Source organism: Bradyrhizobium sp. (assembly GCF_019242285.1).
Classification (GTDB): Bacteria; Pseudomonadota; Alphaproteobacteria; order Rhizobiales; family Xanthobacteraceae; genus Bradyrhizobium.
The window spans coordinates 1-10,304 of the sequence record NZ_JAFAVV010000190.1 but is presented as its reverse complement, the minus strand read 5'-3'; the positions used below and the strand labels follow the sequence as shown (position 1 = coordinate 10,304).

The following is a 10,304-nucleotide window of genomic DNA, read 5'->3' as shown; positions in this document are numbered from 1 at the left end:
AGGCCTAACCAGCGTGGCCGACAACCAGCTTCGAGTCTAATTTGCGCAGGGCGGTATCGCGTATCCGTCTGCGTCATCCTCGGTGAAATGCTTGATCGTGTCCCTGACGTAGCCGGCAGCTTCCTCGATGACGCGCGGCACGTTCGGCGCGCCGGCCATTGAGCTCCCCCGGTCTTGAAGACGCGGAGCTGCGGCCGTGCGGTCTTGCCCTGATGTTGTGCCAAGGCACATTGTCGGCGCAAACCGGAAGCGGCGCAAAGAGAACCCCGCCTCAAGGGCACGAGAGGCGGGGTTTCCTGAGTTTTTCGCAGAAGAGTGCAGGAGTCGCCGCAGGCGGCTCCGACCACCGTGTACATCACCGGGCTTACGCCGGCCTTACAAGCTCGGCGTCGGCGCGAAAAGTGTCTTGGTGTAACCTGAACGCATCAGACGATGCTTCATTGCATCCGGCTGTTCGCACGAGCCGGATGCACGTGCTCTCCCCGCGCTCGCCGGTCGTCTCCATCCCCTTGACATCGCCAGCGGACTCGTCCGCCGATCCAGCGCGTTCACCAGCCCGTTACTGGCCCCTTACCGCTCACGAAACGTCACGAAACCGTTTTCCGCCGGCAACGAAACCTTCCTGAAACCAGCGGCTTGTACAACGGGGGGGCCAGTGCCGCAAGGCGCGACGCCCAGAAGGACGAGTTCGATGGTGGAGTTTGTTTCAGCCCTGGTTGCCTTGTTCAGCGCCAGCATTTTCCTGGCCCATGCGATCGAGGCCTATCGCGCCCAATGATGCGGCGCATCCGACCCCCGACTTGGGGCGACGCCCGCCATTATGCGCAGTGTCATCAGCGGGCGGATGATGACGCCCGTTCCGGATTTAGCCTTACGCGCCCTCGTCAAGCCGAACCCCGCGAGTTTAGTTGCACGCGATCCCGGACGCTCGGTCGCGTCTGGCAACTGCCTGACGGGTGCCGCTGGATCTATGCGCATTCGAACACCCTGACCGTTTAGTTCCGCGCCCGGCGAAGTGGAACTTTGCCCGGTGCCCCCCGTTCTTCATGTTTGCAGCGCAACTTGGCCGATGAGCCCGCAGCATGAAGCACCGTGGCATCTCCTTCTACGTCACCGAGTTGAGCTTCGCCGGCGGCTGGAGGTGGACGGTCGACAATGGCAGGACCGTCTCGGTCGGGGTCTGCGCCTCGAGAGCCGAAGCGATCCGTCAGGCCCGCAATTTCATCGATGCCATCATGGATTGGGCGCGATGATGCTCGCGCAACCGCCGCGACGGCTTCCGGCTCGGAGACTTGGAAAGGGAAAAGGCCGACGGGCGTTACGCCGTCGACCCCTTCTTGCGACTGCCGGCCCGGCGTCCGGTTCCGCCGCGTTCCTATCGTCAAGGTTGTGTCAAACCGCTTAACCGCGAGTTAACAAAGCAACCCGGCAATCTCGAATATCATTCGCTGCCCACAGATGGTCGTGAGTTGGATCACGGAGGGTCGCTGCTTCGGAACGAAATCTCGCCGATGATTGGCATCGGGGGTCAACTCCGATAATTCGCCGCCCACGCTGGCCTGTTCATATTGACGGCTACTTCCCAAGGCCCGTCGTGGTGTCACTGCCGAAGTCGGTCCGCTTCGTCTGCCTCACCGGTCCGGGGATACCGGCGCACGTCGTAAAGCCGTCGGTCTCCCGCGCCGCCGGCGTGCAGGGCGCGGCCGGCACGGTCTTGGTCGAGATGCCGTCCGACGCCACCTTGTCGAGGCCCGTATCGGTTCCAGGCAGCAACGGGCTGCCGACCTCTGGCGATGCTCCGCGCGGCGGCGCGGCGGGCACCGGCGCGGCTTGCGTCTGCGACGAAGCGGCGGACTGGTCGGGCGACTGTGCGAATGCGGCCGAAGTCAGGAGCATGAACGCGGCTGTCCTCGCGAATAACGATGTGACACGCATGAGAGGCCTCTCGGACTGATCAAGCGTCAAGCGGAATGACGCGATAAAGTTTCATGCGTCGTCTCTCTGGAGAGGATGACGACACATTTGCGCTCCGAGAATGTGCTTGTCGGATGTTGGGGGGCCTCAATCGTGCCGGATCCGAGAGAGTTTCGACTGAGGTACTTCCTTCTGCTGGCGTTCGCCACGGTTTTGCTGGCAGCCCTGCTGCGCCACGTGCTTCATGTCTACGGCGGACTGTCACGCGAGGACATCCGGGTCGACGCCCTGCTCGCGGCGCTGGCAATCGGCGTGGTGGCCGTGCTGTTTCGACGGGCTTACCGCCGTTAGCCGAGGCCCTGTTCCGTCGACTGTTCGTATTCCACCTCGATCGAAACCCGGGGGACGTTGCGGCCTCCGATCAGCATCAAGAGCGTTCGTGGTTCCGGCTTTGGGGGATGCAGCCGCAGAACCTTGAAATCAGAGTTCTCGGACAGCCAGATGTCGCGTTGCGCTTCGGCGTCCAGCCTGTCGCGGCCGAGGATAATGTGCTGTTGTGCCATATCGGGTTCCAATAAACAAAATCGCGAGTGCGCCAAGCAAGAGTCGTGCCTGTAGAGCTCTCACGCGATCTTACGTGTCCCGTGCATTAGCTTCTGTGTCCGGGTTCACTGAAGCCCAATTTCATGGGGTTACCCATTGCGCCCCTTCGGCTCACCGGCCTGTCCGCTTCGGCATTCGTAGGGCGGCCATCGATCCCCTACACCGCCCGGTGCCGGTGGCTTATCTTCAGGAGGTCGCGAATCGAAATTTCTTCGAATCGTGGCGGCAACACCGCCCGGGCTTTTCCAGACACGCCGCTGGAGCAGGCTTGGAGCCAGATTGCGGGTGTCGGATGACGGCGGACAGTAACAGCAGGATCGCCTGGCACCGAGCCCAGGTCAGGCGACACAGAGAGACGTTGAGCCGCATCGATGCGGCGACATTCACGATCGGCGAAAGCATCGATGCCCGCGCGCAGACCCAGCACCGAAAGCTCGTCGCCGAGCTCACCGCGAAGATCAGACAATCCGAGCAGGTCATCGCGCAGCATGAGCGGGAGACGCGTCGTCCGCTCGGGACCGATGTTCGCAGCCTGTCGAAGGTCGATTGGAGCGATTGGAACGTCCATGGCAACGGTCCGCGCTAACTGCAGACGCTACAGCGGGTGCCGGTTATATTGATTGCTGCCGTCAGCGCAGAAGGTCACCGACACGCCGCAATTGCTTCCCTGCGTCCCGCACTGGTCGTAGGCGACCCGCTTGGCCTCGTCGAGATCGTCGCGGACCGCCCATCCATAGGCATTCGCATCGCCGTGGTCGGGCCGATACAGCGCGAAACACTGCCGGCCGCTCATTTTCGCAATCATCCGGCAGCTGGAGGGCGACGGCTTGCAGCGGTCGAACGCGTTCTTCTCGGCGGCTTCCGGAGTGCCCCAGCTCCAGGAGAAATAGAAGCGCTGGTTCACATTGACGACGGCGCCAAACTTGCCGGACCGCGAGGGCGGCGCTTGCTGCGGCTCTGGCGCCGGCAACGGATTGGCAGGGGTCAGGGCGGCCACGCGCGCCGCAGCGGCGTTGCGCCGCTCCTTGGCGAGCGTCGCGTACAGGCCGGACGAATGTACCGCGAGATAGGCGTCCCACGCGGCCAACGTGTCGACCCGCTCGGTTGCTTCGAAGTCCCGTTGCGCGGAGTCTGCCGGAGGCAGCGCCAGCGGCGCCGCCGCCGCGGGCTTCACGGCGACATCCAGCTTCCCGCGCAGGTAGAACTCGCCGATGATGGAGAGCGACAGCTCCGGCAATTGCGAATGATTGGTCGAATCATAGACGTCGGAGCTGATCCGCCGGAAGATCGTACCGATCTCCTCGGGCGCTTCGATGTTCTTCAGAAACGCCTCGGTGTAGGGGCTGTGGCGGCCGGAGCCATCGCTCGCCGTCTGGCCGGATTGCGTCGCGAACGACACGATCATTCCTTGCGGCGAATCGATCTTGGCCAATCCGCGCTGCAGCGGCAGCGCGCGCGTCGCGCCCAGCGAGCGTTTCAACTGGTCCGCCAGCGGATTGTCGCGGCACGAATCCAGGATCAGGATTCTGAGATTCTTGGCCTGCTGCAGGTCGGAAACGATATCGTCGAGCCGCACCATGCGGTGCAGATCGGCCTCGTCGGTGAGTTGGGCATCGACGGGAGCGAGGTAGTTGACGTTGGAGAACTGCAGCGCGTGGCCGCTGTAGTAGAACAAGGCCACGTCCGCGTTCCGCGCGGCGCGCGCGAAGCGAATGGTCGCGTCGTCCATTCCAGCCTTGCCGAGATCGACGGCCAGGATCGTGTCGAAACCGTCGCGCTTCAGTGCGGCCGCAACATCGGTGGCGTCATTTGCCGGATTGGGCAGCCGCGGCGCATATTGATAGGCGCCGTTGCCGATCACGAGCGCAACCCTGGACTCGGCGGCTGCGCGCTCCGCCGTCAGGCAGGAAAGAGCGAGCAGGCTCATCCAGGTCAAACGAAGCCAGAGGGAATGGCGGCGATAGGGAAGACCCGTCTGCATGATCATTGGTCGCCTGGAGCGGACTCTCGTTCGGCAAAAAACCACTATCGGAAACCGCGTCCGGTAAATCAATTGCCGCAATTGCGGTGTGACAAGGGACACAGAAGCTGAGCATCAACGTCCCAGGGGTGCCGGAGACTTGGGCATAATATTTGGGCCATAATTTAGCCGAGTATGAGCATTGGTAAGCATGATGAGCCGCCTTTCAGGAAGGCTTGGATTGCTTCCGACAAGGTTCGTGGAGAGATCGGCGCGGCGGCTGGCCGAACTCTCATTTCAGCGGTGGCCGGGTCTTCCCAGCGACCGCGTTATCTGTCGGGACCGGGCGCGTTGCAACGAACTCGCCGGCGGCTCCCGAGTCCCATTTCTAACGGTGGCATGACCCCGCCGCCGGACCAGCGCGACTATCCGAGCCTGCCTCAGGCTCCCTCAACTTTGGGCCGCGTGGAATGAAACAAAGGGATTTGAGAGCGCTGATCATCCGAGAATGGGACCGGTGGCTTCAGACGCAGCCGATCGACCCCAAGCGGGCAACCGGACGCGATTCGCTTAAGTTCTTCGTCGAACTGCAGGATCAGCGATCCGCCCTGCTCGACTTCCAGTCCAGGGGCCGGGACAAATGGCAGATCGTGCATGCTTGGCTGCTCAAGGAGCGTCGGGTTCTGGACTAGCCGTCCCTCCGTCCGGCCCACCCCTGTTGATAAGCTTTGCCACCCCACGCGGCCAGGGATGACAGCCCTCGCCGACATGCTATCGAGGGTTCCGGAACTCTCACTCACGACCACGGATGACATGATGCGGATTACCCTCGTCGGCTCCCGCCATTTCGGCGTGACGACCCTCAACATGCTGAGGGAGCACGGAATTGACGTGGTCAGAGTCGTGGTGGCCGACGCCGAGGACCGCCTCGCGGCGGCGGCGCGCGCCGCCCATATCGAGGTGGTGGTCCAGGCCAATCCCAAGCTCGTGGTCGAAACCGAGATCGCACCCGGCACCGACCTGATCGTCACCGCGCACAGCCATGCCCGAATCGGCAGGAAGGCGCTGGCTGCGGCAAGGCTCGGGGGCATCGGCTATCACCCGTCGCTGCTGCCGCGTCATCGCGGGATTGCCGCGGTCGAATGGACCATCAAGGAAGGTGACCCGATCGCCGGTGGCACGATCTACCACCTGGCCGACCGGATGGATGCCGGCGCGATCGCAGTCCAGGACTGGTGCTTCGTGAAGAAGGGCGAGACAGCCCGCGAACTCTGGGAGCGCGCGCTTGCGCCGCTCGGCCTGCGGCTGCTGGCTGAAGCCATCGACCACGCCAAGGTCCACGGGACGCTGCCTGCCAAGCCGCAGGACGAAGAGTTTGCGACCAAGGCGCCCAGCCTCGTGCCTCACTGACCGCCGTCCCGATTCGACTTTCCTGGCGAACCACAGCCGCCCGCAGGGCTTCCAGGATCACGGCTATGTGTCTGTGATAATTGGAACAATTTTCGTCGCTGCACCGCGGCAAAATTTCGTCACATTTGCCTCGAATAAGCCGTTCCGTTCCCCTGACAGCGGAGATTTGGTTCATGCGGCTCTATCGCGTAGGCGTGCTTTTTTCTGTCCTTGGTCTTTCCACCGCCACAGCGGCGCCAGCGTTGGCCCAGTCACCCTATGACGGCACCTGGAATGTCACCATTGTGACCAAGAGCGGCAGTTGCGAGCCCACCGCAAGCTCGACGCTGCTGGTGACCGACGGTAAGATTTCGGCTGCCGGCGCCAATGTCTCCGGCAGCATCGGGCGCGAGGGTCTGGTTCGGGTCTCGATCAACGGCGCCTATGCCAACGGACAGGTCAGTGGCAATGCTGGATCAGGAAAATGGAACGGGGCCTCGGCGGGTATTCCGTGCAGTGGTCGATGGGAAGCCGTTCGCCAGTAGGATCGACGGCATCCGGGCGCTGCTGGCGATCGCCGTCATCGCGGCGGCCACCCTGTCCGGCTCGGCGAGCCACGCCCAATCAGGGCCCTTCGCCGGCATGGCCGGTACCTGGCGCGGCGGCGGCGTCGTGACGCTCGACGACGGCTCGACCGAGCGCATTCGCTGTCGTGCCACCTATGCCGTGGCGGGTCCACGCATGGACATGTCGCTGACCTGCGCCAGCGACGCCTACCGCTTCAACCTCGAAGGCAATGTCGTTTCCGAGGGCGGCGCCATCTCCGGCAACTGGAGTGAGAGCAGCCGTAATATCGTGGGCAGCCTGCAAGGCCGCGGCGGCAACGGCAGCTTCCAGGTGCTTGCGAGCGCGGCCGGCTTCAACGCCAACCTGTCGCTGGCCACCCGTGGCAACCGCCAATCGATCTCGATCCGCGCGGACAGCCAGTTCCGCGGCGCCTCGATCTCGCTGGTGCGCTGAGCCCTGACGGGCCGCGACAGTTTGATACCTTAGCCGCCGGGTGTTAGCGCTTCGGCTCAACTACCCCTCGCCCGCGAAAGCGGAACCAACTTCGACAAGCTGCCGGCGGATGCTGGCTATTGCCAGCCGGCAGACTGGTCGGTATGGCGTTTCTGGGGATTTGGTATGGATGGCCCGGATTTCGAAAAATCAATTTCTCGTACCGAGTGCAGCAGAGATCCGACAGATTGTCGTGACCTCCTCCGGCAACGCAATCCGTGCCGAATGAAGAATAACGTCGCCGTCACCGGCCAACCGACGAGATCAGCTTGACCCAGTTAGTGCTTACGGAAGGACAAACATCGGCGCGGCTGACGATCGGGCGGATGCTCATCGCCCTGCTATGTATCTCGCTGTGGACGGTGATGTATCTGCGCGTCGCTGACAAAGTCATCGGGATCGATAAGGACTACATGTACCTGTACCTCTGCGGGATCGAAATGATCGATCCGTCGCAGCAAGATCAGCAAACGCAACTGACTGAGCAACTCGTTGCCGCTGGCGCCAACGACCACCTGCTTTACCGGGCGAGGATGCGTGAATCCTATTGCAACAATTATCCCTTCACGTCGCTTTCGATGTATCTGAGTGGTTCGATCCAAATCCGCCTCGGCATCACCGACCCAGCGAAGGATTTCCCGGAATTCGTAGCGAACGCCATGTGGTGGGGGCTCATGCTCTCGGGCGGCGTGCTCGGACTGCTCTGTCTGCTGATTGTTTTCTCCGTTGCAGGCGACACGTTGTTGCTCGCCATGGCAGGCGCCCTTGCCGTCGCGGCGCTTCTGTACCTGGCGCTTCCTCCGCCGAGTCTGTCGTGGTTTTTGCTCCAGTCGACGCCTGCCCGCATCGTCAATCTGCCGAACACGCTAGGTATAAGCGCGTATAGCTGGCTCAATCCGACGGCCGTGTTTTCGCCCTTCTCAGCGTTTCCGCGCTGCCTGTGCGCGATGCTCGCCTTCGCCGCGTTCGCATTGCGCTGGTCGGGACGAAACGCGCTCGCCTATTGGGCTCCTTTCCTGGTGAGTTTCGTTCACCAGAGCGAGGCTCCCATCCTGTTGGCCACCATGATCTGTTGTGACGCCGTCCCTCAACCGGCCGCGTGGCCGCGGATCAAGGTTCTTCTGCCGATAGGCCTGACCGTCGTGACCATCGCGCTTCGCGAGCACATGCATTCGATCCTGGGCTTCTCGGGGCCAAGCGGACTGCCGGCGGTCGTCCTGAGCCTCGTTGTCGTCGTCTCAGTGACGCTCGTCGTTGCGGTTCCTCGTCTGCGGTCTGTCTTGATATCCGTTTGGAAGGCCGGCGAGCAGTGGCGCCTGGGCCTCGTTCGGCGCTTCCCGCTGCCCACCTGCGACGCGCTGGTCATTCTGGCGATCTGGCTGGCCGTGTTCCTGGTCAGCTATATCGTCTCGCGGCACGACAACATGTACAGGATCATCTACTTCTGGTCCGAATTACCGTCTCGATATGTCGGACTGTTTCAGTTGCCGGTGTTCGTCGGCCTCGCCTATCCAGCCTTCACGGCGCTTGCCGGATCGAACCCCGTTCGTTCCGGAACGGCGATCATCTCTTGCCTGGCGCTCGCATTCGCCATCGGCGCATCGGGTTGGACGTTCAACGGACCGGCCGTTGCGACCAAATGGGCCAATACCGTCGAACAATGGATTGCGAAGAACTACGCGGGCGATCAGGGAGGGTACTCCAGGATCGAGACGCCCTGGTACTACCTGATGGTTCGGCACGCCTATCTCGGCGGCAAAACCATCTCCGACTATTTTGGCAAAGGTTCCTGACGTGCCTGTTTCCGCACGCGACATGTCGATCGATGCAGCCTCGGCGATGATCTCTCAATCCTCGTCGGGTGTCTCGGTGATCGTGCCGGTCTTCAACGAGGAACGCTCCCTCCCGCTGCTGTTGCAGAAGCTGCTGGAGGTCTTGAGCCGGCTGCCGAACCGATTCGAGATCGTTCTCGTCAACGACGGCAGCATGGACCGTTCCCTCGGTGTCTTGCGCGAACTTGCGCTCGACAAGCCCGAGATCAAGGTCGTGGACTTCCGAAGGAACTACGGCCAGACCGCGGCCTTGATGGCCGGCATTGATCATGCCTCGAACGAGATCATCATCATGATCGATGCGGATCTGCAAAACGATCCGGAAGACATTCCGCTGCTGCTGGCGAAGCTCCAGGAGGGCTACGACGTCGTCTCGGGATGGCGGAGAGAGCGCAAGGATTCCGAACTCAGACGAAACTGGATCAGCCGGGTCGCCAACCGTTTCATCTCCTACGTTTCGGGCGTCAAGCTTCACGACTACGGCTGCACCCTCAAGGCCTATCGCCGGAGCGTCGTCAGCGACATCCGTCTCTACGGCGAAATGCACCGGTTCATTCCGATCTACGCGGAATGGCAGGGAGCGCGCATCACGGAACTCCCGGTGACGCATCATGCCCGTCAATTCGGCGCGTCGAATTACGGGCTCGAGCGGATCTTCAAGGTCATCCTGGACCTTCTGGTGGTCATCTTCCTGCGCAAATATTTCGCGAAGCCGATCTATCTGTTCGGCGGCTTCGGAATGATCTCGATCCTCGCGTCGTTCGCGACGATCGGCGTGGCGATCCTGCTGCGGCTGTTTGCGCACCTGTCGCTGATCTTGACGCCGTTGCCGCTGCTGGCCGCCCTGCTGTTCCTGGTGGGCATCATCAGCATCCTGCTCGGACTCGTCGCGGAGGTGCTGGTGCGAACCTATTACGAATCGCAGGACGCCCGCGCCTATCTCGTCCGCGAGCTGATCAACTTCGACGGCTCTCCGGCGCGCCGGCGCGAGAAGGACGTCGCCCGATGTGCGGGATAGCCGGGTTCTACGGACACGGAGATAGCGCGGACATCCGGGCGATGACCGACGCCCTCGCCCATCGCGGCCCGGACGGGCATGGCTACCATCTCGACGAGGCAAACCGCATCTTCCTCGGACACCGCCGCCTTGCCATCCTCGATCTGGAAGGCGGCGCCCAGCCGATGTGGAACGAGGACCGGACGATCGCCGTCATCTTCAACGGCGAAATCTACAATCACGCCGAGCTGCGGGAGCTGCTCGTGGGCCGGGGCCATCGCTTCTCGTCCCATCATTCCGACACGGAAGTGCTGGTCCACGGCTACGAGGAATGGAGACACGACCTGCCGTGTCGCCTGAACGGGATGTTCGCTTTCGCGATCTGGGACAGCCGGCGCGCCCAGATCTTCCTGGCGCGGGACCGGTTCGGCGAAAAGCCGCTGTTCTACACGCGATCCGGCGGCTTTTTCGCGTTTGCGAGCGAGCTGCGCTCGCTTGCCAGCCACCGCCATTTCGATGCGTCGATCGACAACCGCTCCCTGCAAAAGCT

13 protein-coding genes and 1 pseudogene are annotated in these 10,304 nt (G+C 62.6%); 9 read left to right on the top strand and 5 right to left on the bottom strand.

Going from position 1 to position 10,304, the window contains the following annotated elements; translation table 11 throughout:
- Nucleotides 1-36: 36 nt before the first annotated feature.
- On the bottom strand, nucleotides 37-159 hold the full coding sequence (locus JOY90_RS07285) for a hypothetical protein (protein WP_291690470.1): 123 nt from the start codon (nucleotides 157-159) through the stop codon (nucleotides 37-39).
- A 923-nt stretch (nucleotides 160-1,082) separates the two neighbouring features.
- Here JOY90_RS07285 and JOY90_RS07280 point away from each other — a divergent pair.
- Nucleotides 1,083-1,253 (top strand): hypothetical protein, encoded by a 171-nt coding sequence (locus tag JOY90_RS07280; RefSeq protein ID WP_291690469.1) that lies wholly within the window; start codon nucleotides 1,083-1,085, stop codon nucleotides 1,251-1,253.
- 322 nt (nucleotides 1,254-1,575) lie between these two features.
- Here the strand turns inward: JOY90_RS07280 and JOY90_RS07275 are convergent, their stop codons facing one another.
- Nucleotides 1,576-1,896 carry a hypothetical protein gene (locus JOY90_RS07275; protein WP_291690468.1) on the bottom strand — a complete coding sequence of 107 codons (321 nt, stop codon included), beginning with the start codon at nucleotides 1,894-1,896 and terminating at the stop codon, nucleotides 1,576-1,578.
- Nucleotides 1,897-2,067: 171 nt separating this feature from the next.
- On the opposite strand from JOY90_RS07275, the gene JOY90_RS07270 reads away from it, so the two are divergent.
- On the top strand, nucleotides 2,068-2,265 hold the full coding sequence (locus tag JOY90_RS07270) for a hypothetical protein (protein ID WP_291690467.1): 198 nt from the start codon (nucleotides 2,068-2,070) through the stop codon (nucleotides 2,263-2,265).
- Here JOY90_RS07270 and JOY90_RS07265 read toward each other — a convergent pair.
- The 3 genes from JOY90_RS07265 to JOY90_RS07255 form a co-directional block, all read right to left on the bottom strand.
- On the bottom strand, nucleotides 2,262-2,489 hold the full coding sequence (locus JOY90_RS07265; protein ID WP_291690466.1) for a hypothetical protein: 228 nt from the start codon (nucleotides 2,487-2,489) through the stop codon (nucleotides 2,262-2,264). The genes JOY90_RS07270 and JOY90_RS07265 overlap by 4 nt on opposite strands.
- A 185-nt stretch (nucleotides 2,490-2,674) precedes the next feature.
- A complete protein-coding gene (locus JOY90_RS07260; protein ID WP_291690465.1) occupies nucleotides 2,675-3,085 on the bottom strand; it encodes a hypothetical protein in 411 nt (136 codons plus the stop codon).
- A 27-nt stretch (nucleotides 3,086-3,112) separates the two neighbouring features.
- Complete coding sequence (locus JOY90_RS07255) at nucleotides 3,113-4,498, bottom strand: caspase family protein (protein ID WP_291690464.1); 1,386 nt, start codon at nucleotides 4,496-4,498, stop codon at nucleotides 3,113-3,115.
- Nucleotides 4,499-4,947: 449 nt separating this feature from the next.
- Here JOY90_RS07255 and JOY90_RS07250 point away from each other — a divergent pair, with 449 nt between their 5' ends.
- The 7 genes and pseudogenes from JOY90_RS07250 to JOY90_RS07220 form a co-directional block, all read left to right on the top strand.
- Complete coding sequence (locus JOY90_RS07250; protein ID WP_291690463.1) at nucleotides 4,948-5,169, top strand: hypothetical protein; 222 nt, start codon at nucleotides 4,948-4,950, stop codon at nucleotides 5,167-5,169.
- Nucleotides 5,170-5,293: 124 nt separating this feature from the next.
- A complete protein-coding gene (locus JOY90_RS07245; protein ID WP_291690462.1) occupies nucleotides 5,294-5,887 on the top strand; it encodes a formyltransferase family protein in 594 nt (197 codons plus the stop codon).
- Nucleotides 5,888-6,060: 173 nt separating this feature from the next.
- On the top strand, nucleotides 6,061-6,411 hold the full coding sequence (locus JOY90_RS07240; protein WP_291690461.1) for a hypothetical protein: 351 nt from the start codon (nucleotides 6,061-6,063) through the stop codon (nucleotides 6,409-6,411).
- A 97-nt stretch (nucleotides 6,412-6,508) separates the two neighbouring features.
- A complete protein-coding gene (locus JOY90_RS07235) occupies nucleotides 6,509-6,886 on the top strand; it encodes a hypothetical protein (protein ID WP_291690471.1) in 378 nt (125 codons plus the stop codon).
- A 308-nt stretch (nucleotides 6,887-7,194) separates the two neighbouring features.
- The gene (locus JOY90_RS07230; RefSeq protein ID WP_291690460.1) at nucleotides 7,195-8,718 is read left to right on the top strand and encodes a hypothetical protein; all 1,524 of its coding nucleotides are present in this window, start codon (nucleotides 7,195-7,197) and stop codon (nucleotides 8,716-8,718) included.
- Between the two features lie 22 nt (nucleotides 8,719-8,740).
- Nucleotides 8,741-9,775 carry a glycosyltransferase family 2 protein gene (locus JOY90_RS07225; RefSeq protein ID WP_291690459.1) on the top strand — a complete coding sequence of 345 codons (1,035 nt, stop codon included), beginning with the start codon at nucleotides 8,741-8,743 and terminating at the stop codon, nucleotides 9,773-9,775.
- A 41-nt stretch (nucleotides 9,776-9,816) separates the two neighbouring features.
- A pseudogene (locus JOY90_RS07220) lies at nucleotides 9,817-10,304 on the top strand (asparagine synthetase B); the annotation flags it as partial.

Coding starts and splice junctions, on each gene's coding strand:
- JOY90_RS07285 (WP_291690470.1), bottom strand. CDS start 159: ATGGCCGGCGCGCCGAACGTGCCGCGCGTCATCGAGGAAGCTGCCGGC.
- JOY90_RS07280 (WP_291690469.1), top strand. CDS start 1,083: ATGAAGCACCGTGGCATCTCCTTCTACGTCACCGAGTTGAGCTTCGCC.
- JOY90_RS07275 (WP_291690468.1), bottom strand. CDS start 1,896: ATGCTCCTGACTTCGGCCGCATTCGCACAGTCGCCCGACCAGTCCGCC.
- JOY90_RS07260 (WP_291690465.1), bottom strand. CDS start 3,085: ATGGACGTTCCAATCGCTCCAATCGACCTTCGACAGGCTGCGAACATC.
- JOY90_RS07255 (WP_291690464.1), bottom strand. CDS start 4,498: ATGCAGACGGGTCTTCCCTATCGCCGCCATTCCCTCTGGCTTCGTTTG.
- JOY90_RS07250 (WP_291690463.1), top strand. CDS start 4,948: ATGAAACAAAGGGATTTGAGAGCGCTGATCATCCGAGAATGGGACCGG.
- JOY90_RS07245 (WP_291690462.1), top strand. CDS start 5,294: ATGCGGATTACCCTCGTCGGCTCCCGCCATTTCGGCGTGACGACCCTC.
- JOY90_RS07240 (WP_291690461.1), top strand. CDS start 6,061: ATGCGGCTCTATCGCGTAGGCGTGCTTTTTTCTGTCCTTGGTCTTTCC.
- JOY90_RS07235 (WP_291690471.1), top strand. CDS start 6,509: ATGGCCGGTACCTGGCGCGGCGGCGGCGTCGTGACGCTCGACGACGGC.
- JOY90_RS07225 (WP_291690459.1), top strand. CDS start 8,741: ATGTCGATCGATGCAGCCTCGGCGATGATCTCTCAATCCTCGTCGGGT.